We start from the raw sequence: 23,005 nt of genomic DNA on the forward strand, positions 1-23,005 counted from the left end.
CCCCGACGGAAAGGCAGTCCGTGTCCCCGAGCCCCGGTTCCTCTGGTCGCGTCACCGCGGTCGACACCTATGACATCCGCTTCCCCACCTCGCGCGAGCTGGACGGCTCCGACGCGATGAACCCGGACCCCGACTACTCGGCGGCCTATGTCGTGCTGCGCACCGACGCGGGCGACGGGCACGAGGGGCACGGGTTCACGTTCACCATCGGGCGGGGCAACGACGTCCAGGTCGCCGCGATCGACGCGCTGCGGAACCATGTGCTCGGGCGCCCGGTCGACGAGATCTGCGACGACCCCGGATCGCTCTTCCAGGACCTGATCGGGGACAGTCAGCTGCGCTGGCTCGGCCCCGAGAAGGGTGTGATGCACATGGCGATCGGCGCGGTGATCAACGCCGTCTGGGACCTCGCCGCCCGCCGTGCCGGAAAGCCGCTGTGGCAGCTGCTCGCCGACGCCGAACCCGAGTGGATCGTCCGCCAGATCGACTTCCGCTACCTCACCGACGCCCTCACCCCCGAAGAGGCCCTCGGCCTTCTGCGCCGGGGCCGCGAGGGCGCCGGGGAGCGCCGGGCCCGCCTCCTGGAGCGCGGCTTCCCCGCCTACACCACCTCCGCGGGCTGGCTCGGCTACGACGACGAGAAGCTCACCCGGCTGGCCGCCGAGGCGGTCGCCGACGGCTTCCGGCAGATCAAGCTGAAGGTCGGCGCCGACCTGGCCGACGACATCCGGCGCTGCCGGGTGGCCCGCGCCGTCGTCGGCCCGGACATCCGGATGGCCATCGACGCCAACCAGCGCTGGGACGTCGACGAGGCGATCCGCTGGACCCAGGCCCTCGCCGAGTTCGACCCGTACTGGATCGAGGAGCCCACCAGCCCCGACGACATCCTCGGCCACGCCGCGATCCGCCGGGCGGTCGCCCCGGTCAAGGTCGCCACCGGCGAGCACGTCCAGAACCGGATCGTCTTCAAGCAGATGCTCCAGGCCGGCGCCCTCGACGTCGTCCAGATCGACGCGGCCCGGGTCGGCGGCGTCAACGAGAACCTCGCCATCCTGCTGCTGGCCGCCAAGTTCGGCGTCCCGGTCTGCCCGCACGCGGGCGGGGTCGGACTGTGCGAACTCGTCCAGCACCTCTCGATGTTCGACTACCTGGCCGTCTCCGGCACCACCGAGGACCGGGTCATCGAGTACGTCGACCATCTGCACGACCACTTCCTCGATCCGGTGGTGATCCGCGAAGGTCATTACGCGGCACCCACCGCACCGGGCTTCTCGGCCGCCCTGCGACCGGAGTCCGTCGCGGAGTACACCTACCCCGGCGGCACCTTCTGGGCCGCCGACCCCGAGACTCAGAAGGGACAGGCGGCATGACCGACTTCGAGGGCCTCAGGGCCCTGGTCACCGGCGGCGCCTCCGGCATCGGGCGGGCCACCGCCGAACTCCTCGCCGAGCGCGGCGCCCAGGTCGCCGTCCTCGACCTCGACCCGTCCTCCGTGGAGAAGCCGCTGCTCGGCTTCCGGGCCGACGTCACCGACGACACCTCCGTGCGGACGGCCGTGGCGAGCGCCGTGGAAGCACTGGGCGGCCTCGACGTGCTGATCAACAACGCGGGCATCGGCGCCCAGGGCACCGTCGAGGACAACGACGACGCCGAATGGCACCGCGTCTTCGACGTCAACGTCCTGGGCATGGTCCGCACCGCCCGCGCCGCCCTCCCGCACCTGCGCCGCTCCGCGCACGCGGCCGTTGTCAACACCTGCTCCATCGCCGCCACCGCCGGGCTGCCCCAGCGCGCCCTGTACAGCGCCACCAAGGGCGCGGTCCACTCGCTCACCCTGGCCATGGCCGCCGACCACGTCCGCGAGGGCGTCCGCGTCAACTGCGTCAACCCCGGCACGGTCGACACCCCGTGGATCGGCCGGCTGCTCGGCAAGGCCGCCGACCCGGCCGCCGAACGCGCCGCCCTGGAGGCCCGCCAGCCCACCGGCCGCCTGGTCTCCGCCCCCGAAGTGGCCCTCGCCATCGCCTACCTGGCGAGCCCCCTGTCCGGCGCCACCACCGGCACCTCCCTCGCCGTCGACGGCGGCATGCAGGGCCTGCGGCTGCGCCCGGCGGGCCGGTGAACGCCCTCGGCCGGAGCGGCGTCCGGGTCAGCCCCCTGGGCCTCGGCGCCGCCGTCATCGGCAACCTGTACACCGAGGTCCCGGACGAGCAGGCGCACGCCACCGTCGGCGCCGCCTGGCAGCAGGGCATCCGCTACTTCGACACCGCCCCGCACTACGGCCTCGGCCTGTCCGAACGGCGGCTGGGCGAGGCGCTGCGGGAGTACGACCGTACGGCCTACACGCTCTCCACCAAGGTCGGCCGGCGCCTGGAGCCCGGGCCCGGAGACGGCGACGACCTCGCCAACGGCTTCGCCGTGCCCGACACCCTCCGCCGGGTCTGGGACTTCACCGCCGACGGCGTCCGCCGCACCCTGGAGGCCAGCCTGGAGCGGCTCGGCCTCGACCGGGTCGACGTCGTCTACCTGCACGACCCCGACGACCACGCCGAACAGGCCTTCCGCGAGGGCTACCCGGCCCTGGAGAAGCTCCGCTCCGAGGGGGTCGTGGGCGCGATCGGCGCCGGTATGAACCAGACGGCCATGCTCACCCGGTTCGTCCGCGACACCGACGTCGACGTGGTGCTGTGCGCGGGCCGCTACACCCTCCTCGACCAGAGCGCCCTCGCCGACCTGCTGCCGGCCGCCGGGGAACGCGGCGCCTCGGTGGTGATCGGCGGCGCCTTCAACTCCGGCCTGCTGGCCAACCCGACGCCGGACGCGACCTACAACTACACCCAGGCGCCGGACGAGTTGCTCTCCCGCGCGCTGCGCCTCAAGGCGCTCGCCGAACAGCACGGCACGACCCTGCGTGCAGCCGCCCTCGCCTTCTGCGCCGCCCACCCGGCCGTGGCGAGCGTCCTGGTCGGCGCCCGCTCGGCGGCCGAGATCGAGGACGGCGCACGGCAGTTCGCCACGCCGGTGCCCGCCGCCTTCTGGCAGGAACTGCGTGCCACCGGCCTGCTGCCCGCCGACGCCCCCCTGCCGACGGAGGGCCCGGCATGAGAGTCGCCCTGCACACCAGGGTCAGGGCGGACCGCGTCGCCGCCTACGAGGCCGCCCACCGCGAGGTTCCCGTCGAACTCACCGACGCCATCCGGGCGGCCGGTGTCACCTCCTGGACCATCTGGCGCAGCGGTACCGACCTCTTCCACGTCCTGGACTGCGCGGACTACGGCCGGCTCCTCGGCGAACTGGAGAAGCTCCCGGTCAACATCGCCTGGCAGGCCCGGATGGCCGAACTCCTCGACGTCGTCCACGACTACTCCGAGGCGGGCGCGGACGCCGGCCTGCCCGTCGTGTGGGAGCTGCCGTGACCATCGACGCCCACCACCACGTCTGGGACCTCTCGGTACGGGACCAGGACTGGATCCCCGAAGACAGCCCGATCCGGCGGAACTTCCTGCCGGCCGACCTCGCACCGGAGGCGAGAGCGGCCGGAGTCACCGGCACCGTCCTCGTCCAGACGGTCACCGCCGCGGCGGAGACGCCCGAGTTCCTGGCCCTCGCCGACACCCACGACCTGATCGCCGCGGTGGTCGGCTGGACCGACCTCACCCGCCCCGCCGTCGCCGACGAACTCGCCCGCCTGCGCGAACTCCCCGGCGGCAGGTACCTGAAGGGGATCCGCCACCAGGTCCAGGGGGAACCGGACCCGGAGTGGCTGCTGCGCCCGGACGTGCACCGGGGCCTGACCGCGCTCGCGGACGCGGGGCTCGTCTACGACCTGATCGTCCGGCCGCACCAGCTGCCGGCCGCCGTCAAGGCGGCGGAGGCCCACCCCCGCCTCACCTTCGTCCTGGACCATCTGGGCAAGCCCCCCATCGCCTCCGGCGCCCTGGACCCCTGGGCCACCGCCGTACGCTCCCTCGCCGCTCTCCCGAACACCTTCTGCAAGCTCTCCGGCATGGTCACCGAGGCCGACCCCGCCTCCTGGACGGTCGACGACCTGCGCCCGTACGCCGACACGGTCCTGGACGCCTTCGGCCCGGACCGCCTGATGTTCGGCTCGGACTGGCCGGTGTGCACCGCGGCCGCGACGTACGGCGAGGTCCTCGACGCGACCACCCGGCTGATCGCACCGGCCGACCGCACCGCCGTCCTCGAGACCACCGCCACCCGCGTCTACGGCCTCTGAGACCGGCCGTCGTCCGCCAGCCGCGTCGGCGGCAGGAACTCCCGTACGTATGTCCGCTGCCAGCACGCGCCCGTCTCCCTCAGCTCCCGCCAACTGGTGTACCGGTAGCGGAAGAGGCGGGCGCGCACGAAGTGCGGGGGCCGGTCCGGCGGGAAGGGGGAGCGGCGCAGCAGCCGCAGGGTGTCGCGGTCGTTCGCCAGGAGACGTTCGACCAGGCCGCCGAACCACTCCCCGGCGTACGCGGGGGAGAGGGCCGCGAACCACATCAGCCAGTCCAGGCGGAGGTGGTAGGGGGCGAACTGGCGCGGCCAGTGCCGGGGATCGCCCGGCTTGCCCTTGAACTCGTACTCCCGCCACTCCGCGTCCTCGCGCGGGGTCCGGTCCAGGGTGCCCTCGACCACCACCTCGTAGCGGATCCGGCTGACGCTGCCGAACGCGCCGTAGGTGTTGACCAGGTGGAGCGGGTCGAAGGAGCGGTTCATGACCTGCCGGCGGGAGATCATGTTCCGCACCGGGTGGTAGCTGAGGAAGAGCAGCAGGGCGGTCACGGCGAGGACGGCCACCTCGTACCAGAGCGGGACGGGCGGCGCCGTGCGGTGGCCGGTGGGCAGCCGGACGGCCGACAGGGCCAGCACGATGGTGATCCAGTTCAGCCAGGAGAAGTTGCCGGAGACCACCAGCCAGAGCTGGGTGAGGATCATCAGGGACGCGGCCGCCGTCGCGACCGGCTGGGGGGTGAACAGCAGGACCGGGACCACGAGCTGGGTGACGTGGTTCGCGGCCACCTCGGCCTTGTGCACCGGCCCGGGCAGGTGGTGGAAGAACCAGCTCAGCGGGCCCGGCATCGGCTGGGTCTCGTGGTGGTAGTGGAGGCAGGTCAGCTTCCGCCAGCAGGCGTCCCCGCGCATCTTGATCAGGCCCGCACCGAACTCCACCCGGAACAGGATCCAGCGCAGCAGGAACAGCACGACGACCGGCGGGGCCACCTCGTCGTTGCCCAGGAAGACGGCGAGGAAGCCGGTCTCCAGGAGCAGGGACTCCCAGCCGAACGCGTACCAGGTCTGGCCGACGTTGACGATCGAGAGGTACAGGGCCCAGGGGAGCAGCCACAGCAGCATCCCGGCCCACAGGGGGAGCAGCGAGTCCGCGCCCGCCAGCAGGGCCGCCGACACCGCGCAGCCCGCCCAGGCGCAGGCCGCGAAGAACCGGTCCGAGTAGTACAGGTGGAACAGGCTCGGAGCCCGGCGGAACGGCATCCGTTCGACGTACCGGGGGATCGGCAGCATCCCGCGCTCGCCCAGCAGCGCCCGGAACTGCAGCGCCGCCACCAGGAACGCGCAGAGGTACACCCCGGCCAGGGCCCGCTGGAAGACCAGCCGGCTCAGCCAGTACCCGGGTGCGGTGAACCAGTCCACGGCCGTGCGCTCCTGCCTTCTCCATGGTGCGGCCCCGGAGTCCGGACGGGCCTGTCACCCTGTGTACCGCGCCTCCCCGCTTGCGTAACCCGAGCGAGTGATGTGGACAATAGGGGAGGAATTGCCCATAGGGGGTTCCCCTGGCATGGTGGCCCCATGGCTGATCGGGGAGCGCGCGCTCCGTCTCTCCCGGACGACTGGCCCGCCCATCCGGACCACCCGATCCTGGCGCTCAACCACATGGGGACCTTCGACTGGGACCTGGACACCGGTCTGTTCCACATGGACGCCCAGGCGCACGAGGTGTTCGACCTGACCCCCGAGGAGTACGACGGGCGCCCCGAGAGCCTCGCGGTCCGGGTGCCGTCGGCGGAGTCCAGCAGGCTGGACGCGGTGGTGTCCCGGGCCATCAAGGACGGCAGCGAGAACTACGGGGCGTACTTCCGCATCCGCCGCCGCGACGGCACCCCGCGCTGGACCCACACCCAGGGCTACATCCGGCGCGACGCGACCGGCCGCCCGCGCCGGGTCGTCGGGATCGTCCGGGACGCCACCCAGGAGCTGGAGGACAGCGAGGCGCGCAGTCTGCGGGCCGCCCAGGACGAGGCGCTGCGCCAGCAGACCGGCGTCGTCCAGGTGGTCACCGCCGCCCTCGCGCACGCCCGCAGCGTCCAGGAGGTCATCGACGTCCTCAAGGACACCCACGGCATCCCCAACCTGGGCGCGACCAGCCTGGTGATGGGCCTGGTCGAGGCCGGCCGGATCCGGCTGGTCGCCGAGGGGCCGGTGGGCAGCTTCGTGCCGGGCACCCGGATCACCCGGATAGACGAGCCCTACCCGATGGGCGAGGTGGTGCGCACCCTCAGCCCGCGCTTCATCGAGTCCCCGGAGGAGTTCGCCGACGGCTACCCCATACTGTGGCCGCACATCACGGACCTGCGGATCACCTCGGCCGCCTATCTGCCGCTGATCGCGCAGGCCCGCCCGATCGGCGCCATGGGCCTGCTCTACAACGACCGGCTCGGCTTCTCCGCCGAGGAACGCGCCGTCCTGGTCGCCCTCGGCAGCAGCATCGCCCAGAGCCTGCAGCGGGCCATGCTCTTCGAGCAGGAGAAGGACCTCGCCCAGGGCCTCCAGCAGGCGATGCTGCCCCGCACCATCCCCAGCGTGCGCGGCGCCGACGTCGCCGTCCGCTACCGCTCCGCGGTCGCCGGCGGCTCGCTGGGCCGGGACATCGGCGGCGACTGGTACGACCTGATCCCGCTGCCCGGCGGCCGGGTCGGCGCGGTCATCGGCGACGTCCAGGGCCACGACACCCACGCGGCGGCCGTCATGGGCCAGCTGCGCATCGTGCTGCGCGCCTACGCCGCCGAGGGCCACGCCCCGGCCACCGTGATGGCCCGCGCCTCCGTCTTCCTGGACGAACTCGACACCGACCGGTTCGCCACCTGCCTGTACGCCGAGGCCGACCTCGCCACGGGGGTCGTCCAGGTGGTCCGTGCCGGGCACATCGACCCGCTGCTCCGGGCCGCCGACGGCGGCTGCCGCCGGGTCCCCGTGGAGGGCGGGCTGCCGCTCGGCCTGTCCGCCGAGTTCCGGAGCCTCGAATACCCCGTGTCCACCCTGGAACTCGACCCCGGCGAGACCCTGCTGCTGTGCACCGACGGGCTGGTCGAGCAGCCCGGTACCGACCTCGGCGAGGGGATGCGGGCCCTGACCGAGCAGGTCGCCGGGGGGCCGGAGGACGTACGGGACCTGGCCGACCTGCTGATCGACATCGCCGAGGACCGGGGCGGCGACGACGACGTGGCCCTGCTCCTGCTGCGCCGCCGCGGCCTGGACAGCGCGCAGGCCGTCGGGCGCCTCCAGCAGCACGTGGCCTCCGGCGACCCGGAGGCGCTCGCGCTGGCCCGGCACATGGTCCGCGCCGCCGTCCGCGCCTGGGGCGCCGAGGACCGGGCCGACGAGATCGAGCTGGTCGCCGACGAACTGATCACCAACGCGCTGATGCACACCGAGGGCTCGGCGATCGTCACGCTCCGGGTCCTCGGCGGCAGCGACCGCCGGCTCCGGGTCGAGGTCGAGGACTCCTCCAGCGCCCTGCCGCGCCGGCGCGAGGCCGGGGAGGACGGGGTGTCCGGGCGCGGCCTGCTCCTCGTCGACCAGCTCGCCGACGTGTGGGGCGTGGAGGCGCGCGGCGGCGGCAAGGCGGTCTGGTGCGAGTTCCGCATGCCGGAGAAGGGCGACGGGGACTGACCCCGGGAGCCCCGGGTGGCACTCTGGACGCATGCCCGAACTGCCCGAGGTCGAAGCGCTCAAGGACTTCCTGACCGAGAACCTGGTCGGCCACGAGGTCGTGCGCGTCCTGCCGGTCGCCATCAGTGTCCTGAAGACGTACGACCCTCCGGTCACCGCCTTCGAGGGCCGCGAGGTCGTCGCCGTGCACCGGCACGGCAAGTTCCTGGACGTCGAGGCCGACGGCGGGCTGCGGTTCGTCACCCATCTGGCCCGCGCGGGCTGGCTCCAGTGGAAGGACCGGCTGCCGGACGGTCCGCCCCGGCCCGGAAAGGGCCCGCTGGCGCTACGGGTGGCGCTGGAGACCGGTGCGGGCTTCGACCTCACCGAGGCCGGCACCCAGAAGAAGCTCGCCGTGTACGTCGTACGGGATCCGCGGGAGGTCCCGGGCATCGCCCGGCTCGGTCCCGACCCGCTCGCCGCCGACTTCGACGAGGCCCGGCTCGCCGCCCTGCTGAAGGACGAGCGGCGGCAGCTCAAGGGCGCCCTGCGCGACCAGAGCCTGATCGCCGGGGTGGGCAACGCCTACAGCGACGAGATCCTGCACGCCGCGAGGATGTCCCCGTTCAAGCTGGCCGCGTCGCTGACGCCCGAGGAGGTCCACGGGCTGTACGAGGCACTGCGCACCACCCTCGCCGAGGCGGTGGAGCGCTCCCACGGCCTGGCGGCGGGCCGGCTCAAGGCGGAGAAGAAGAGCGGGCTGCGGGTCCACGGCCGGACCGGCGAGCCCTGTCCGGTCTGCGGCGACACCATCCGCGAGGTGTCCTTCAGCGACTCCTCGCTGCAGTACTGCCCGACCTGCCAGACCGGTGGCAAGCCGCTCGCGGACCGCCGGATGTCCCGGCTGCTCAAGTAGCCGCCGGTCATTTGGGGTCGATGCTCACGAGGCGCTGCCCGTCGGCGTTGCGCACCTCGTAGTGGTCGATCTCGTCGGGGTGCATCGAGGAGCCGCCCGTCATGGTGCTCACCCGGGCGTCGTGGTCCCGCTCGGCCCAGGTGGTCACGATCTGCTCGGAGCCGTCCCGGCCGATCGCGATCAGCCGGCAGGAGCGCGGCCCGTCCGCGTCCTTCACCTGCAGCTCGATGTCGGTGCCCGAGTCGGTGTCCGCCGCCTTCACCTGCGCCCACACGCCCGACTGCGCGTCGGTGGTCGCCGCGACCTGCACGGTCGGGGCGGTGTCGTGGCCGACGTAGCTCGCGATGCCGGGCCCGGCGACCGCGAACACCACGGAGGCGGCGAGGCCGTAGAGCAGCCGGCGGCGCTTGGCGCGGTGCCGGGTGGCGACCTCGGCCAGCAACCGGTCCAGCAGGCGGGGTCCCGGCTGGGCCATGGGGTGCACGAAGCGCGGCGTGGCCCGGCGGTACAGCATCAACTGCCGTGCCGCGGGGCCGAATTCAGTCACGTGTGCCGCGCAACGAGGGCACTCCATGAGGTGGTCCTCGAAGCGGAAGGCCTCCGCCTCGTCCAGCACGCCGAGCGCGTACGCGCCGACGTCGCGATGCCTTTCCAGGGACCTCATGACGAATCCTCGTGCCGAAGGGTGGGGGTGGGGTCACTCGTTGTTCCTTGCCCCCACCCGTACGCAGTCGGCAGCCGTTTCACTCAAGCCACGTACAGAATCGTAATCAACGGATTCGGAGCGGCCGGGCCCGCGGATTGGTCCTGAATCAAAAAAGATGGATGGCGAGATGCCCGAGGGGCAGACCGAGCCGCCAGGCGGGGGTCCACACCTTCGGTCCGTCGTCCTCGCCGAAGACCGAACCACCGCCCGGCACCGCGTCCAGATCGGGCGCGAGCAGCTCCGTCTCCTCCAGCCAGCGCCAGGCGGCCTCGGCCAGATCCAGGTCCGGTGACGGGCCGCCCGACCGGACGGCCTCGGCGCTCAATCCGTTCATACGTTCCGCGACCCACTCCTGCCACGGCTGGTCGTACGCCGTGAGCGAAAGCCAGTTCTCCAACTGGGAGACGACCCGGATGCCCGACAGTTCGCCGTCCGTGTCGGAGAGAAAGATGGTCAGCGCCAGCGCGTCACGGCCGGCCCGGAACTCGAAGGACGTCGGTGGCATGAGATCGCCGGTGCGCAGCAGCTCGTCGGCGATGTACTCGGCGTACAACCACGCCATCGGGACCGCGAGTTCCCCGCTCCCGGCCCCGTCCGTGCTCTCTTGACCTCTGTGCAGCATCCCGTCCTGCCTTCCTCCGGTGCGCGCGTGGCCCCGACCCCGGGTCCGTCCCTCTCCCGGTGCGGAACACGGATGAAGACAGCTGATTGCTCAAACACGGTCCTCAGCAAGGCGCTTTACCGAGGTTTGACCTGGCTTACGGTTTCATCGCAGGTCGGGTGCGTAACCGGGTAGGACCCGGCGCAGGGCGCGCAGCGCGTAGTAAGCGCGCGATTTCACGGTACCGGGTGGGATGCCCAGGGCCTCGGCGGCCTCCGCCACACTCGCCCCCTGGAAGTACACCAGCACCAGGACTTCACGGTGTTCGGGAGTGAGAGTCTTCACAGCCTCCCGCACGTCCAGCGCCGCGGCGGCGCGTTCGGCGTGGTCGCCGACGGCCCGGGTGTTCTCCAGCACCGCGTCGGGCACCTCGGGCGGCCGGGCCTGCCGGGCCCGGCGCGCGTCGATGGCGAGCCGCCTGCCGACCGTCAGCAGCCAGGGCCGTACGGAGTCGAAGGCGTCGGCGCGCAGCGCCTCGGGATGCTGCCAGGCGCGTACGAGGGTCTCCTGGACGAGGTCCTCGGCCCGCTGCCGGTCCCCGTCGCTGAGCCGCAGCAGCAGCGCGAAGAGGGGTCGGCCGTGCTCGCGCTGGAGCGCGGCGAGCTCGTGCTCGGCGGTCGTCGTCCCGTGGGGAAGTCCGTGAGGAAGTCCGTGGGGAAGCCCTTGGGGAAGCCCATGGGAAAGGGTTGTTCCGGCCGTCATGGCCGTATGGCATCGCAGGGCCGGGCCGGGGGACAGGGGCCGCACAGGGATCTGCGGCGGACGGTCGATCGCGTCGGCGAACGGTGCGACGAACGGTCCGTCACCCCCCGTACCCGACCCGGATGGGTCAATCGGGGCGCCTGAGTTGTTTGCGGTCCCGCTCACCTTCGTACCCATTGATCTGTAAATAGGACGAGCCTTGCGACTCTGGGGTGCTCCTGATGATCAATCGCAGACGACAGGCGGCCCTGGCCCTGACCGCCCTCCTCGCCACCGCGGCCGCCTGCCAGAACCACGAGCGGCAGGAGGGCGGCGCTCCGCCCGGCCCACCGGCACCGTCGGTGGCGGCCGCCGGCCGCTTCACTCTCGTCGCCTCCGGGGACGTGCTGCCGCAGAAGTCCGCGATCGACCACGCGAACCTCGACGCGGGCGGCAACGGCCACGACTTCGGCCCGATGCTCGCCGGCGTCCAACCCGTGGTCTCCCGCGCCGACCTGGCGCTCTGTCACCTGGCGACCGTCTCCGGCACGGTCGGCGACGAGTCCGGCCGCACCTCGCCGCCGCAGCTCGTCCAGGCACTGGCCGCGGCCGGCTACGACGGCTGCTCCACCGCCTCCGACCGCGCCCTGGACGACGGCTTCGCCGGTGTCCAGCGCACCCTCGCCGTCATGGACCAGGTGGGCCTCAGACACGCGGGCACCGCCCGCACCGAGTCCGAGGCGGGCACCCTCACCCTGCTGACCGCGGGCCGCGCCCGGGTCGCCCACCTCTCGTACACCTTCGACGTCAACGGCAACTCGCTGCCGCCGGGACAACCCTGGGCGGTCGCCCTGCTCGACGAGAACCGCGTCCTCGGCGACGCCCGCGCCGCCCGGAAGGCCGGCGCCGACGTGGTCGTGGTCTCCGTGCACTGGGGCACCGAGGGCAAGGACGCCCCGGACCAGCAGCAGCTCACCCTCGCCAAGCAACTCACCGCGTCACGCACCGGCGGCCGCCCCGACATCGACCTGATCCTCGGCACCCACGCCCACATCCCGCAGGCGTACGAGAAGATCAACGGCACCTGGGTGGTCTACAGCCTCGGCGACCAGATCGCCGGCGAGATGTACAACAGCCAGGGCCGCCAGGACCCGCGCGGCAACGAGTCCACCCTCGCCCGCTTCACCTTCGCCCCGCCCGCGCGCCCGGGCGGCCGCTGGGAGGTGGCCAAGGCCGAGTTCGTCCCGCAGCTGTACGACCTGGACGCGGGCCGGGTCGTCGACCTCAACGCGGCCATCGCCCAGGGCGCCGACTACACCGCTGCCCGCGACAGCATCCGGGACATCGTGCTCAGCCGCGGGGCCGAGAAGGACGGCCTGGTGATGGGGGAGTAGCGGCCCTCACTCCACGTCCACGTGGTCGAACGTCCTCAGCAGCTGCTTCAGCACCCGCACGCACGCCGTGATCTCGGCGTCGGTCAGATCGCCGCCGACCTGCCGGTTCAGGGCGTGCTCGCGGGCGAGGACGGCGGTGATGACGGCCCGGCCCTCGTCGGTGAGCCGGATCAGGGAGGAGCGCTGGTGCGCCGGGTTGGGGGTCACCTCCGCCCAGCCGCGCGCCACCGCGTCGTTCACCGTGCGCTGCACGAACTGCCGGCTCAGCGCCATGATCCGGCCCATCTGCGGGACCGTCATGGGCTCGTACCGGCGCAGCAGGTCCAGCACGGAGCGCACGCCGACGGAGGCCCCCTCGATCTGCTCGCCCTGCTCGATCTTGCGGAAGGCGCGCCGGTAGAGCGGGCCGATCAGATCGAACACCTCGGTGATGCGGTCGCCCAGCTCGTCCGGGGGGAGGGGCTTGTCGATGTCGTTCACCCGGCCATCATGCACCCCGGCCATCATGACAACTCGGTTGTCAAAATCCCGGGAAGATGACACCTTGGTTGTCATGAATGGTGCAGCGGACCTCCGCTTCCTCCCGTCCTCCGACGGCGACCTCGCCTACCTCGACACCGGCTCCGGCGACCCGGTGGTCCTGCTCCACTCCGGGTACGTCGACCACGGCGTCTGGCATCGGCAGATCCCGGCGCTCGCCGCCGGGTACCGGGTCATCGCCCCCGACGTGCGCGGCCACGGCCGGTCCGCCAACGCGAGCAGGCCCTTCCGCTGGGCCGACGACCTCGCCGAACTGCTGCGTCGGCTCGACGCCGGGCCCGCCGTGCTCGTCGGCCTGTCCATGGGCGGCGTGATCGCGACCGACACCGTGCTGGAACACCCGGAACTGGTCCGCGCGGTGGTCACCTGCGGTGCCGTCACCGGCGACTTCCAGTACACCGACTGCTGGCACAAGGGCCTCCAGGCCGAGAACGCCCGCACTCTCGGCGCCGGTGACATCGAGGGCTGGCTCGACGCCTTCCTGCGGGGCGTGGCGGGCGAGCACCGGGCCGTCGCCGACCTCGACCCGGACATCCCGCGCCGACTGCGGGAGATGGCCCTGCACACGATCTCCAAGCACACCCCCGGCGAGCCGAACCACCACGTCCAGGTGACCGACTCCTGGCCCCGGGTGCCCGAGATCGACGTCCCGGTGCTCGCGGTCAACGGCGGCCTGGAACCCGCCGACCTGCTCGCCGCCGCCGAGCGCCTCGCCCGCGAGGTCCCGGACGGCCGCGCCGAGGTCGTCGAAGGAGTCGGCCACTATCCGAACCTGGAGAAGCCGGAGGTCTTCAACGCCCTCCTGCTCGACTTCCTCCGCGCGCTCTAACGCCCGGCCAGCCGCGACCTCTTGTACGAGTAGCCGAAGTAGATCACGCACCCGACCACGAACCAGACGGCGAACCGCACCCAGGTCTCCCACTTCAGGAACGTGATCAGCCAGATGGAGAAGACCACACCCAGCGCAGGCACGAACGGCATCCACGGCGTGCGGAAGGAGCGCGGCAGCTCGGGCTGCCGGTAGCGCAGCACGATCACCGCCACGCACACCACCACGAACGCCAGCAGGATGCCGATGTTGGTGAGCTCGGCCGCCTCGCCGATCGGCACGAACCCGGCGAGCAGCGCCGACGCCACCCCGACGATCCAGGTCACCCGGGTCGGCACGTGCCGCGTCGGGTGGGTCTTCGCGAACCACGCGGGCAGCAGCCCGTCCCTGGACATGGCGAACCACACCCGGGTCACTCCCAGCATGAACGTGAACATGACCGTGAGGATGCCGATGATCGCGCCCACCGCGATCACATCGGCGAGCCCGCTCAGCCCCACCGACTTGAACGCCGTCGAGAAGCCGCTCTCCGGGTCGATGTCCTTGTAGTTCTGCATGCCGGTCAGCACCAGACAGGCCGCCACGTAGAGCACCATCGAGATCGCCAGCGAGTAGATGATCGCCTTCGGCATGTGCCGCTGGGCGTCCTTGGACTCCTCGGCCGCCGTCGACATCGCGTCGTACCCGAAGACCGCGAAGAACACCGTCGCCGCCCCGGTGAACGCGCCGCTGACGCCGAAGGGGAAGAAGGGGTGGTAGTTCGCCGTGCTGATGTGGAACACGCCGACCCCGATCACCAGCAGCACCACGAGGACCTTGAGCACCACCACGAACGTCTCGAAGCGGGCCGCGCTGCGGATGCCCCGGTTCAGCAGGTAGGCGATCAGCAGACAGAGCACGGCGGCGAACAGGTCCACCCGGTGGCCCGCCCCGGTGCCAGGTGCGCCCAGCATCCAGTCCGGCAGGTTCGCCCCCATCTCCTCGACCAGGAAGCCGAAGTACCCGGAGATGCCGATCGCGACCACCGCCACGATCGCCGTGTACTCCAGGAGCAGGTCCCAGCCGATGAACCAGCCCGCGAACTCGCCGAGCACCGCGTAGCCGTACGTGTACGCCGACCCCGCCTTCGGGATCAGCCCGGCGAACTCGGCGTACGACAGCGCGGCGCAGGCGCTCGCCAGACCGGCGATGAGGAAGGAGACCAGGACGGCGGGACCGGCCGTCTCGTTGGCCACGGTGCCGGCGAGGGTGAAGATGCCCGCGCCGATGATGCCGCCCACGCCGATCGCCGTCAGCTGGACCAGCCCCAGCGACCGGTCGAGCCGGGGGCCCTCGGCGACCTCCGTCTCCTCGATGTGTTCGATGGGTTTGCGACGGAGAATTCCTTCACCCATGCGGAGCTTGGCCATGTGCCTCACCTCTTCGCCGATCGCGAACGGCTGACGGCCGATCATGATGGCCCAGGCGCGTCACGGACGGAAGGCGCCACGCAAAGCCCAGTGGGGAGTCCAGGTCCGGGCACCGGTGGGCGCCGGCCGCGCGTCGGCCAGATGGGCGCGCAGCGCGGCGAGCCCCGGATGCGGGTTGGCGGTCGACCACAGCAGGGAGTGCGGGTAGACCGGGGTCGGGTCGGCCAGCGGGATGCGGCGCAGGTCGTGGGCGTCCGGCCAGACCAGCCGGGTCCGCTCGCTCACCAGGGTCGCCAGCGTGTCGGAGGCGGCGACCGCGTCCTGCACCGCCCCGGTGAAGTTGGGGCCCGAGGAGTCGATGGTGAGCCCGAACTCGGCGGCCAGCGAGGCGTAGTAGGCGGCCCACTCGGTGCCGTCCACCAGCCCCGGCATCCAGATCCGGTGCCCGGCCAGCTCCCCGGGCGAGACCGACCCGCGCCCGGCCAGGGCGTGCCCCGGGCCGGTGAGCAGCTGCACGGGCTCGTCGTACACCCGGACGGCCTCCACGCCCCTCGGCAGCGGCCGGCCGGGCATGGCGACGGCGCGGAAGGAGGCGTCGACCGACCCGGAGCGCAGGGCGGTGAGCGCCGAGTCCACGTCGAAGAGGGTGACGACGTCCAGGGCGATCTCCGGGTGCGCCTGGTGGAAGTCGCGCAGCAGCGCGGCCGGGGCCAGCCGCGCGCCGACCACGTCGACCCGCAGGGCCTGCCGCCCCGGCCGCACCGAGGCCATCGCGCGCTCCTCGGCCAGCAGCAGCTCACGGGCGTACGGCAGGAAGGTGTCGCCGTCGACGGTCAGGGCGGCGCCCCGGCCGGTCCGCACGAACAGCCGCACGCCCAGCTCCTTCTCCAGCGCCGCGATCCGCTTGGAGACCGCCTGCTGGGTGATCGCCAGGACGGCGGCGGCCTCCTGGAACTGCCCCGAGTCGGCCACGGTGACGAAGGTGCGCACTGCCTTGAGGTCCACGTCGTCACCGTACAACCCGTGGTTGTGGCAGAGCGCCCGGCAGTTGTTTGATTCGGCGGCCACCTGCACGTTTTCATGTCCCGGGTCAACGGGAGGTTGTGCATGGGACGGCGGTTCGGGTGGCTGTGGGCCGCGTACTCGGCGAGTGCGCTCGGCACCTATCTCGCCTTCGACGCGTTCTCGGTGATCGCGGTCATCGCGCTGCACGCCGGATCCGCCGAGGTGGCGCTGCTCGCCGCGACCGGGCCCGCCGTCGGCGCCGTGGCGGCGGTGCCGCTCGGGCCGTGGGTGGAGTTCCGGCGCAAGCGCCCCGTGATGATCGGCATGGACCTGCTCAGGTTCGCCGCGCTGCTCACCATCCCGGTCGCCTACGCGCTCGGCGGCCTCGGGCTCGGCCAGATGCTGCTCGTGTCCGTCGTGGTGGCGGCCGCCGACATCACCTTCAACGCGGCCTCCGGCGCCTTCCTCAAGCGCCTGGTCCCGGCCGACCGGCTGCTCACCGCGAACTCCCGGTTCGAGTCCACCAACTGGACCGCGCTGATCCTCGGACCACCGCTCGGCGGCGCCGCGATCGGCCTGTTCGGGCCGGTCACCACGGTCGTCGCGAACGCGGTCAGCTTCCTGCTGTCGGCCCTCGGCATCCGGGCCGTCGGCGGCGGCGAGCCCCGCCCCGAGCACACCCGGGTGGAGCGGCTGCGCGCCACCGACCTGCTCGACGGCTGGCGGCACATCCTCTCCAGCCCGGCGCTGCGGCCGCTTTTCTTCAACAACCTCGCGGGCAACGCCCTGATCATGGTCGCCACACCACCGCTGGCCGTCCTGATGCTCGGCACGCTGGGCTTCGCCCCCTGGCAGTACGGCCTCGCCTTCGCCGTGCCCTGCCTCGGCGGTCTCCTCGGCTCCCGGCTGGCCCGCCCGCTCGTCGCCCGGTACGGACAGCTGCGGGTACTGCGCACCGCGGGTGTGCTGCGGGCCGTCTGGCCGGTGGGGCTGGCCTTCGTCGGGCCCGGGCTGCCCGGCCTGCTGCTGGTGATGGCCGTCGAGTTCGGGGTGATCACCAGCTCCGGCGTCTACAACCCGGTGTACGTCACCCGCCGTCTGGAGTGCACCCCGGACGACCGGGTCGCCCGCACCCTGTCCGCCTGGTCGATCACCGGCAAGGCCACCACGGCCGTCCTGACCGCGCTGTGGGGTCTGCTGGCGACGCTCACCGGGCCGCGCACCGCGATCGCCGTCGCCGGAGTCCTGCTCCTCGCGACCCCGGTGCTGCTCCTGCGGGAACCCCGAGAGGTTACGGCACCACCGTCACCGGCCACCGTCCCGCCTTCACCAGACGGATCGCGACCGAGCCGATGAAACGGTGGCCGGCCTGCTCCGAGGCGCCCACCACGACCGCGTCCGCCTTCAGTTCGTCGGCCGCCTTCACCATGCCGTTGTAGGCGTCACCGCGGAAGGTGTGGAACTCCCAGCGCACCTCGAATATCCCCTTGAGCCGCTCGGTCGCGTCCCTGATCTCGGCGACCAGGCCCTCCGCGATCTCGTCGGTCGTCTCCGCCACCGGAGCGCCGAGCGCCGCCCCGGCCGCCAGCACCGGCTGCACGTACACGATGGCGAGCAGCGCGTGCTGGCGCCGGGCCAGACCGGCTGCGTACGACGCCGCGCGCCACGAGGAGTCCGAGCCGTCCACCCCGACGACGATGACCTTGGGGCCGTCCGTGCCCCGCTCGAACTGGTGTTGTTCCGCCACCCTCCGAGGCTATCGGAATCCGCAGGTCCGGTCAGTGCCCGGGGCCTCCCGCCGGGTCAGCCGTGCGCCGTCCGGGTGCGGGTTGTGGGTGGTTGCTCGCGCAGTTCCCCGCGCCCCTGAAGGGGCGCCAGGTGGACGCCCCTGAAAGGGGCGCGGGGAACTGCGCGACCAGCCCCCACCGGGCCCGCACCCGTACGGCGGCCGAGGTCGCTCGACGGGCGGGCCCGCCGCCCCCTTCCTAGAGTCGGAGGCATGACTGCCGCCGCGGAGCCCGCCACCAGCAGGGAGCCGGCGGGCCCGATACGCCCGCCCCGCGGCAGGCGGTTGTCCTGGGTTCCGGAAGCCTTCGGGACGTTCTTCGGCGCCCTCGCCCTGCTGTGCGCGCTGCTCTCCTTCGTCGCCCCGCTGCGCGTACTGCTCCATCCGGTGGTGCACTTCCTGAACGCCGTCGTCGTGCCGGTCAGCCCCAATCTGGCCTACGCCGTCTTCCTGTTCCTGCTCGGCGGCGCCACCGCTGCCCGCAAGAAGGTCGCCTGGTGGCTGGTGGTGATCTACCTCGGCCTGCTGGTGCTGGCCGACGTCCTGACGGTCGCCTTCGGCTTCGACTGGTACCCGTTCAGCTCATTGGTGGTGTGCGGACTCGCCCTCGCCCTGCTGATCGTGGCGAGACGGGAGTTCTACGCCGCCTCCCGCAAGGCCGCCGTACGCCGGGCCCTCGGTGTCCTCGTGGTGGGGCTGCTCGTGGCGATCCTGGCCGGCTGGGGCCTGGTCTCGCTCTTCCCCGGCTCCCTGCCGCACGGCCAGCACCTGGCCTGGGCCGCCGACCGGGTCTGCGGCGGCCTGGTCTCCGGCTACAGCTACGGCGGCCGCCCGCCCCGCTTCGTCGCCTTCCTCCTCGGCCTCTTCGGCGCCCTGGCGCTGCTCAACGCCGCCGCCACCCTGTTCCGTTCGCAGCGCCTGGAGGCCGCCCTGCACGGCGACGAGGAGGCCCGCATCCGCGCCCTCCTCAAGGCCTACGGCGACCGGGACTCCCTCGGCTACTTCGCCACCCGCCGCGACAAGGCCGTGGTCTTCTCGGCCAGCGGCAAGGCCGCCGTCACCTACCGCGTCGAGGCCGGCGTCTGCCTGGCCAGCGGCGACCCCGTCGGCGATCCGGAGGCCTGGCCGCACGCCGTCGCCGCCTGGCTGGACCGCGCCCGCCGGCACGCCTGGGTGCCCGCGGTGATGGGCGCCTCCGAGGACGGCGCCCGGGCCTACGTCCGCGCCGGACTCGGCGCCCTCCAGCTCGGCGACGAGGCGATCCTGCACGTCGCCGCCTTCGACCTCGGCGGCCGCGAGATGCGGGTCACCCGGCAGGCCGTCAACCGGGTCCGCCGCACCGGAGCCACCTGCCGGGTGCGCCGGCACGCCACCCTCACCGAGGCGGAGATGGAGGAGGTCGTCGACAAGGCCGATGCCTGGCGAGACACCGAGACCGAGCGCGGCTTCTCCATGGCCCTGGACCGGCTGGGCGACCCCGCCGACGGCGACTGCCTGCTGGTCGAGGCCCTCGCGGAGGACGGCCGGCTGCTCGCCCTGCTCTCCTTCGTGCCCTGGGGCGGCGACGGCGTCTCCCTCGACCTGATGCGCCGTGACCGGGCCGCCCCCAACGGGGTCATGGAGTTCATGGTCGCCGACCTGTGCGCGGCCGCCCCCAAACTGGGCGTCCGCCGCGTCTCGCTGAACTTCGCCGTCTTCCGCTCGGTCTTCGAGGAGGGCGCCCGCATCGGCGCCGGTCCGGTGCTGCGGATGTGGCGCCGGCTGCTGCTGTTCTTCTCCCGCTGGTGGCAGCTGGAGGCCCTGTACCGCTCCAACGCCAAGTACCACCCCGAGTGGTACCCGCGCTTCCTCTGCTACGGCGATGCAGGCTCCCTCGCCCGGGTCGGCCTCGCCTCCGGAATCGCCGAAGGCTTCGTCTCCGTACCGTCCTTGCGCAAACTCTGGGGAAAGGGGCACCCGAAGACCGGACCGCGGCCCGCGCTCCCGGAGGGGCCGCCGTCTTCGCCGGTGCCCGGTCCCGACGGAGGGGAGGGGGCCGGGCCCGGTGGCCGGGACAGCGAGCTGCCCGAGCAGTTCCGCGTCCGCCGCCGGACCCTGGACCGGCTGCGCGCGGCGGGCGTCGACCCCTACCCGGTGGCGACGGTACGGCCCACCCGTGCCCTCGCCGACCTGCGCGAGGGCGAGACGGCCACCGTCGCCGGACGGATCATGCTGGTCCGCGACTTCGGCGGCATCGTCTTCGCCGTGCTGCGCGACTGGTCCGGCGACCACCAGCTCGCCCTCACCCGGGACCGATCCGGGGCCGTCCTCGACCGGTTCACCGCCGACACCGACATCGGCGACCAGATCACCGCGACCGGCCGGGCCGGCGTCAGCGACCGGGGCGAGCCCACCCTCTTCGTCACCGACTGGCAGCTCACCGCCAAGTGCCTGCGCCCGCTGCCCGACAAGTACCGCGGCCTCGCCGACCCCGAGGCAAAGGTCCGCCGCCGCTACCTCGACCTCGCCACCAGCCCCGCCGCCCGGGCCGTCGTCCGGGCCCGCTCCACCGCCGTACAGGCGCTGCGCCAGGGCCTCCTGGACCGTGGCTACCTGGAGGTCGAGACCCCGATGCTCCAGCAGATCCACGGCGGCGCCAACGCCCGCCCGTTCAGCACCCACATCAACGCCTACGACCTCGACCTCCACCTGCGCATCGCCCCCGAGCTCTACCTGAAGCGGCTGTGCGTCGGCGGGATGGAGAGGGTCTTCGAACTCGGCCGCACCTTCCGCAACGAGGGCGTCTCCTACAAACACAACCCCGAGTTCACGATGCTGGAGGCCTACCAGGCGTACGCCGACTACGACGTGATGCTCGACCTGGCCCGCGAACTGGTCCAGGGCGCCGCGACCGCCGCCTTCGGCGCCCCGGTGGCCCGCAAGGACGGGCTGGAACACGACATCTCGGGCGCCTGGCCGGTCAAGACCGTGTACGGGGCCATCTCGGAGGCGCTGGGCGAGGAGATCGGCCCCGGCACCGAACTGCTCCGGCTGCACCGGCACTGCGACCGCGTCGGGGTGCCGTACACCGGCGACGACGGGCCGGGCGACGTCGTCCTGGAGATGTACGAGCGGCTGGTGGAGGCGCGGACCGGGCTGCCCACCTTCTACAAGGACTTCCCGACCGACGTCTCCCCGCTCACCCGGCAGCACCGCACCGACCCGCGGCTCGCCGAACGCTGGGACCTGGTCGCCTTCGGCACCGAACTCGGCACCGCCTACTCCGAGCTGACCGACCCGGTCGAACAGCGCCGCCGGCTCACCGCCCAGTCGCTGCTCGCCGCCGGCGGGGACCCCGAGGCGATGGAACTCGACGAGGACTTCCTCGACGCCCTCGAGTACGCGATGCCGCCCACCGGCGGGCTCGGCCTCGGCGTCGACCGGCTGGTCATGTTCCTCACCGGCCTGACCATCCGTGAGACGCTGCCGTTCCCGCTGGTCCGCCGCCGCTGAGCCGCCGAGGTTCGCGCGAACGGGCTGCTGAAACCTTCCGGCTCTGGGCCGTGCGGGTGCTTTCCTGCCGCCGCACCGGTGTCGATGTGGTGCGCCGGACCCCGGCCGGGCGACTGATGAGTCATGCAGAAGGATCAGTTGTTCACCCGCCGCCGGCTGCTGCTCGCCTCCGCCGCCGCACTCGGGGCCGCGGCCACCGCGGGGGTCGTGGTGGCGAGCGACGGCGAGGAGGCGGCCGGCACCGTGGCGGCCGCCGCCGGACCGCCGCCCCGCCAGGCGCTCAAGTCCTCCGCCTTCCGGCTCCAGCCGCTCACCGGATACGGGCCGCCGCCCACCAGGCCGGGCAGGCTCAAGGTCCGCAGGCAACCCATCACGGAGATCGACGGCAGCGGCAAGCGCATGATGCTCACCTTCGACGACGGTCCCAACCCGAACTACACCCCGCACATCCTGGACACCCTCGCCAAGTACGACGTGCGGGCGATGTTCTTCCTGTGCGGGGAGTGCATCGTCGTGAACCGGGAGCTGGTCGCCCGGATGGCCGACGAGGGCCATGTCGTGGGCAACCACACCTGGACGCATCCGCTGCTGACCACGCTGAACCGCAGCGAGATCCGCGACGAGATGGTGAGCACCAGCGACGCCATCGAGGACACCTACGGCGAGCGTCCCCAGTGGTTCCGCGCCCCCTACGGCGCCTGGAACCGCGCGGCCTTCCAGCTCGGCGCCGAGATGGGCATGGAGCCGATGGCCTGGACCGTGGACAGCACCGACTGGACCGTCCCGGGCACCCGCACCATCGTCGACACGATCGAGAACGGCGCCGCCCCCGGTGTCGTGGTCCTCTCCCACGACGCCGGGGGCGACCGCTCGCAGAGCGTCAAGGCCCTGCGCGAGTACCTGCCCCACCTGCTGGACAACGGCTATCACCTGACCGTGCCGCGCCGCCGGGTCTGACGGGTCCTCGCCCGCCCGGTGGCGGCCTCAGCGGACCTCCACCAGGCGGGCGAAGACCACCACGTTCCCGTCGTAGCCGTTCTGCTTCGAGAAACCGCCGCCGCAGGTGATGACCCGCAACTCCGGCGTGCCCTTGGAACCGTAGACCCGGTCGCCGGGGAAATCGGCCTTCGCGAAGACCTCGATGCCGTAGATCTCGAACACCGCGGTCCGTCCGTCGGCGCGGTCGATCTCGACCTTGTTCCCCTTCTTCAGGGAACCGAGTCCGTAGAAGACCGCCGGGCCCTTCGTGTTGTCCACATGGCCCACGACGACGGACGTGCCCTTCTCCCCGGGCGAGACACCCCCGTTGAACCAGCCGGCCAGATTGGGGTCGTCCGGCGGCGGCGCCGCGATCCAGCCGTCGGCGTCCAGGCCCACCGGCATCACGGGCGCGTCGACCCGGATCGAGGCGATCCTGATGTGGTTCGCCGGCGAGTAGGGGAGCGTCGCGGATGCCGTGGCGAAGGTGTCCGGGACCGTGGTACGACTGTCCGGGGCGGCCGCCGACGCCGGCTGCGGCGGACCGGTGTCGAACTCTCCCGAGCCGTTGCGGATGAGTGCCAGACCGGTCAGCAGAACCAGCGCTATCACGCCCCAGGGGGCACGCTTTCTGCGCCGTTCCTCCTCTTCGGCCAGCTCGGAAAGTTCGGACGCGGACATTCGCCTTCCCCTCTCGACGCGGCCGTCGCGATCTCCGTGT

Annotated in this window: 21 protein-coding genes; 12 read left to right on the forward strand and 9 right to left on the reverse strand. The window is 72.4% G+C overall.

The features are described 5' to 3' along the window. The first annotated feature begins 20 nt into the window (after positions 1-20). From ACIPSJ_RS33715 to ACIPSJ_RS33735, 5 genes are read left to right on the forward strand one after another with little or no spacing between them, the layout of a single operon-like run. Complete coding sequence (locus ACIPSJ_RS33715) at positions 21-1,370, forward strand: L-fuconate dehydratase (RefSeq protein ID WP_359225716.1); 1,350 nt, start codon at positions 21-23, stop codon at positions 1,368-1,370. Then, positions 1,367-2,122: an SDR family oxidoreductase gene (locus tag ACIPSJ_RS33720; RefSeq protein WP_359225719.1), complete on the forward strand. Its 756-nt coding sequence runs from the start codon at positions 1,367-1,369 to the stop codon at positions 2,120-2,122. Before ACIPSJ_RS33715 ends, ACIPSJ_RS33720 begins: the two co-directional genes overlap by 4 nt. Continuing rightward, positions 2,119-3,105, forward strand: a complete 987-nt coding sequence (locus ACIPSJ_RS33725; RefSeq protein WP_401351465.1) for an aldo/keto reductase — start codon at positions 2,119-2,121, stop codon at positions 3,103-3,105. Before ACIPSJ_RS33720 ends, ACIPSJ_RS33725 begins: the two co-directional genes overlap by 4 nt. Then, the gene (locus ACIPSJ_RS33730) at positions 3,102-3,416 is read left to right on the forward strand and encodes an L-rhamnose mutarotase (RefSeq protein ID WP_359225723.1); all 315 of its coding nucleotides are present in this window, start codon (positions 3,102-3,104) and stop codon (positions 3,414-3,416) included. The genes ACIPSJ_RS33725 and ACIPSJ_RS33730 overlap by 4 nt, the downstream gene beginning before the upstream one ends. After that, on the forward strand, positions 3,413-4,237 hold the full coding sequence (locus tag ACIPSJ_RS33735) for an amidohydrolase family protein (RefSeq protein WP_401351467.1): 825 nt from the start codon (positions 3,413-3,415) through the stop codon (positions 4,235-4,237). Before ACIPSJ_RS33730 ends, ACIPSJ_RS33735 begins: the two co-directional genes overlap by 4 nt. Here the strand turns inward: ACIPSJ_RS33735 and ACIPSJ_RS33740 are convergent. Continuing rightward, positions 4,225-5,652: a lipase maturation factor family protein gene (locus ACIPSJ_RS33740; protein ID WP_401351469.1), complete on the reverse strand. Its 1,428-nt coding sequence runs from the start codon at positions 5,650-5,652 to the stop codon at positions 4,225-4,227. The two genes, ACIPSJ_RS33735 and ACIPSJ_RS33740, sit on opposite strands and share 13 nt — an antisense overlap. Before the next feature lie 156 nt (positions 5,653-5,808). On the opposite strand from ACIPSJ_RS33740, the gene ACIPSJ_RS33745 reads away from it, so the two are divergent. Together ACIPSJ_RS33745 and ACIPSJ_RS33750 are read left to right on the forward strand one after the other, a co-directional pair. Beyond that, a complete protein-coding gene (locus tag ACIPSJ_RS33745) occupies positions 5,809-7,908 on the forward strand; it encodes a SpoIIE family protein phosphatase (protein ID WP_359225730.1) in 2,100 nt (699 codons plus the stop codon). Positions 7,909-7,939: 31 nt separating this feature from the next. Then, positions 7,940-8,803: a DNA-formamidopyrimidine glycosylase family protein gene (locus ACIPSJ_RS33750; protein ID WP_359225733.1), complete on the forward strand. Its 864-nt coding sequence runs from the start codon at positions 7,940-7,942 to the stop codon at positions 8,801-8,803. A 7-nt stretch (positions 8,804-8,810) separates the two neighbouring features. Here ACIPSJ_RS33750 and ACIPSJ_RS33755 read toward each other — a convergent pair whose 3' ends face one another. From ACIPSJ_RS33755 to ACIPSJ_RS33765, 3 genes are all read right to left on the reverse strand, one after another. Then, positions 8,811-9,467, reverse strand: coding sequence for a zf-HC2 domain-containing protein (locus tag ACIPSJ_RS33755; protein ID WP_359225735.1), 657 nt, complete (start codon positions 9,465-9,467; stop codon positions 8,811-8,813). Between the two features lie 148 nt (positions 9,468-9,615). Next, positions 9,616-10,131, reverse strand: coding sequence for a hypothetical protein (locus tag ACIPSJ_RS33760; RefSeq protein WP_355711101.1), 516 nt, complete (start codon positions 10,129-10,131; stop codon positions 9,616-9,618). Between the two features lie 144 nt (positions 10,132-10,275). Further along, complete coding sequence (locus ACIPSJ_RS33765; RefSeq protein WP_401351471.1) at positions 10,276-10,872, reverse strand: sigma-70 family RNA polymerase sigma factor; 597 nt, start codon at positions 10,870-10,872, stop codon at positions 10,276-10,278. Positions 10,873-11,093: 221 nt separating this feature from the next. Here ACIPSJ_RS33765 and ACIPSJ_RS33770 point away from each other — a divergent pair, with 221 nt between their 5' ends. Then, entirely contained in the window at positions 11,094-12,245 is a 1,152-nt protein-coding gene (locus tag ACIPSJ_RS33770) for a CapA family protein (protein ID WP_359225741.1), read from the forward strand. Positions 12,246-12,251: 6 nt separating this feature from the next. Here the strand turns inward: ACIPSJ_RS33770 and ACIPSJ_RS33775 are convergent, their stop codons facing one another. Further along, on the reverse strand, positions 12,252-12,725 hold the full coding sequence (locus ACIPSJ_RS33775) for a MarR family winged helix-turn-helix transcriptional regulator (protein WP_401351473.1): 474 nt from the start codon (positions 12,723-12,725) through the stop codon (positions 12,252-12,254). Positions 12,726-12,798: 73 nt separating this feature from the next. Between ACIPSJ_RS33775 and ACIPSJ_RS33780 the strand changes: the two genes are divergently transcribed. Then, positions 12,799-13,614 carry an alpha/beta fold hydrolase gene (locus ACIPSJ_RS33780; RefSeq protein ID WP_401351475.1) on the forward strand — a complete coding sequence of 272 codons (816 nt, stop codon included), beginning with the start codon at positions 12,799-12,801 and terminating at the stop codon, positions 13,612-13,614. Here the strand turns inward: ACIPSJ_RS33780 and ACIPSJ_RS33785 are convergent. Together ACIPSJ_RS33785 and ACIPSJ_RS33790 are read right to left on the reverse strand one after the other, a co-directional pair. Beyond that, positions 13,611-15,023, reverse strand: coding sequence for an amino acid permease (locus tag ACIPSJ_RS33785; RefSeq protein WP_401351477.1), 1,413 nt, complete (start codon positions 15,021-15,023; stop codon positions 13,611-13,613). The genes ACIPSJ_RS33780 and ACIPSJ_RS33785 overlap by 4 nt on opposite strands. Before the next feature lie 60 nt (positions 15,024-15,083). Further along, the gene (locus ACIPSJ_RS33790) at positions 15,084-16,028 is read right to left on the reverse strand and encodes a LysR family transcriptional regulator (protein WP_401351479.1); all 945 of its coding nucleotides are present in this window, start codon (positions 16,026-16,028) and stop codon (positions 15,084-15,086) included. A gap of 102 nt (positions 16,029-16,130) precedes the next feature. On the opposite strand from ACIPSJ_RS33790, the gene ACIPSJ_RS33795 reads away from it, so the two are divergent. Continuing rightward, entirely contained in the window at positions 16,131-17,384 is a 1,254-nt protein-coding gene (locus tag ACIPSJ_RS33795; RefSeq protein ID WP_401351480.1) for an MFS transporter, read from the forward strand. Here the strand turns inward: ACIPSJ_RS33795 and ACIPSJ_RS33800 are convergent. Next, entirely contained in the window at positions 17,320-17,775 is a 456-nt protein-coding gene (locus tag ACIPSJ_RS33800; protein WP_365683273.1) for a universal stress protein, read from the reverse strand. The two genes, ACIPSJ_RS33795 and ACIPSJ_RS33800, sit on opposite strands and share 65 nt — an antisense overlap. A gap of 252 nt (positions 17,776-18,027) precedes the next feature. Here ACIPSJ_RS33800 and lysX point away from each other — a divergent pair, with 252 nt between their 5' ends. Both lysX and ACIPSJ_RS33810 read left to right on the forward strand, forming a co-directional pair. Further along, on the forward strand, positions 18,028-21,306 hold the full coding sequence (gene lysX / locus ACIPSJ_RS33805; protein ID WP_401351482.1) for a bifunctional lysylphosphatidylglycerol synthetase/lysine--tRNA ligase LysX: 3,279 nt from the start codon (positions 18,028-18,030) through the stop codon (positions 21,304-21,306). Positions 21,307-21,429: 123 nt separating this feature from the next. Further along, on the forward strand, positions 21,430-22,263 hold the full coding sequence (locus ACIPSJ_RS33810) for a polysaccharide deacetylase family protein (protein ID WP_401351484.1): 834 nt from the start codon (positions 21,430-21,432) through the stop codon (positions 22,261-22,263). A 27-nt stretch (positions 22,264-22,290) separates the two neighbouring features. On the opposite strand, the gene ACIPSJ_RS33815 is transcribed toward ACIPSJ_RS33810, so the two are convergent. Next, the gene (locus tag ACIPSJ_RS33815; RefSeq protein WP_359227183.1) at positions 22,291-22,965 is read right to left on the reverse strand and encodes a class F sortase; all 675 of its coding nucleotides are present in this window, start codon (positions 22,963-22,965) and stop codon (positions 22,291-22,293) included. Positions 22,966-23,005 lie beyond the last annotated feature (40 nt).

Source organism: Streptomyces sp. NPDC090088 (assembly GCF_044747345.1).
Taxonomy (GTDB): domain Bacteria; phylum Actinomycetota; class Actinomycetes; order Streptomycetales; family Streptomycetaceae; genus Streptomyces.

Bases quoted from the DNA above. Each gene is read 5' to 3' on its own strand.
- ACIPSJ_RS33720 (WP_359225719.1), top strand. From the start codon at position 1,367: ATGACCGACTTCGAGGGCCTCAGGGCCCTGGTCACCGGCGGCGCCTCC.
- ACIPSJ_RS33730 (WP_359225723.1), top strand. From the start codon at position 3,102: ATGAGAGTCGCCCTGCACACCAGGGTCAGGGCGGACCGCGTCGCCGCC.
- ACIPSJ_RS33745 (WP_359225730.1), top strand. From the start codon at position 5,809: ATGGCTGATCGGGGAGCGCGCGCTCCGTCTCTCCCGGACGACTGGCCC.
- ACIPSJ_RS33750 (WP_359225733.1), top strand. From the start codon at position 7,940: ATGCCCGAACTGCCCGAGGTCGAAGCGCTCAAGGACTTCCTGACCGAG.
- ACIPSJ_RS33755 (WP_359225735.1), bottom strand. From the start codon at position 9,467: ATGAGGTCCCTGGAAAGGCATCGCGACGTCGGCGCGTACGCGCTCGGC.
- ACIPSJ_RS33760 (WP_355711101.1), bottom strand. From the start codon at position 10,131: ATGCTGCACAGAGGTCAAGAGAGCACGGACGGGGCCGGGAGCGGGGAA.
- ACIPSJ_RS33765 (WP_401351471.1), bottom strand. From the start codon at position 10,872: ATGACGGCCGGAACAACCCTTTCCCATGGGCTTCCCCAAGGGCTTCCC.
- ACIPSJ_RS33770 (WP_359225741.1), top strand. From the start codon at position 11,094: ATGATCAATCGCAGACGACAGGCGGCCCTGGCCCTGACCGCCCTCCTC.
- ACIPSJ_RS33780 (WP_401351475.1), top strand. From the start codon at position 12,799: ATGAATGGTGCAGCGGACCTCCGCTTCCTCCCGTCCTCCGACGGCGAC.
- ACIPSJ_RS33785 (WP_401351477.1), bottom strand. From the start codon at position 15,023: ATGGCCAAGCTCCGCATGGGTGAAGGAATTCTCCGTCGCAAACCCATC.
- ACIPSJ_RS33795 (WP_401351480.1), top strand. From the start codon at position 16,131: ATGGGACGGCGGTTCGGGTGGCTGTGGGCCGCGTACTCGGCGAGTGCG.
- lysX (WP_401351482.1), top strand. From the start codon at position 18,028: ATGACTGCCGCCGCGGAGCCCGCCACCAGCAGGGAGCCGGCGGGCCCG.
- ACIPSJ_RS33810 (WP_401351484.1), top strand. From the start codon at position 21,430: ATGCAGAAGGATCAGTTGTTCACCCGCCGCCGGCTGCTGCTCGCCTCC.
- ACIPSJ_RS33815 (WP_359227183.1), bottom strand. From the start codon at position 22,965: ATGTCCGCGTCCGAACTTTCCGAGCTGGCCGAAGAGGAGGAACGGCGC.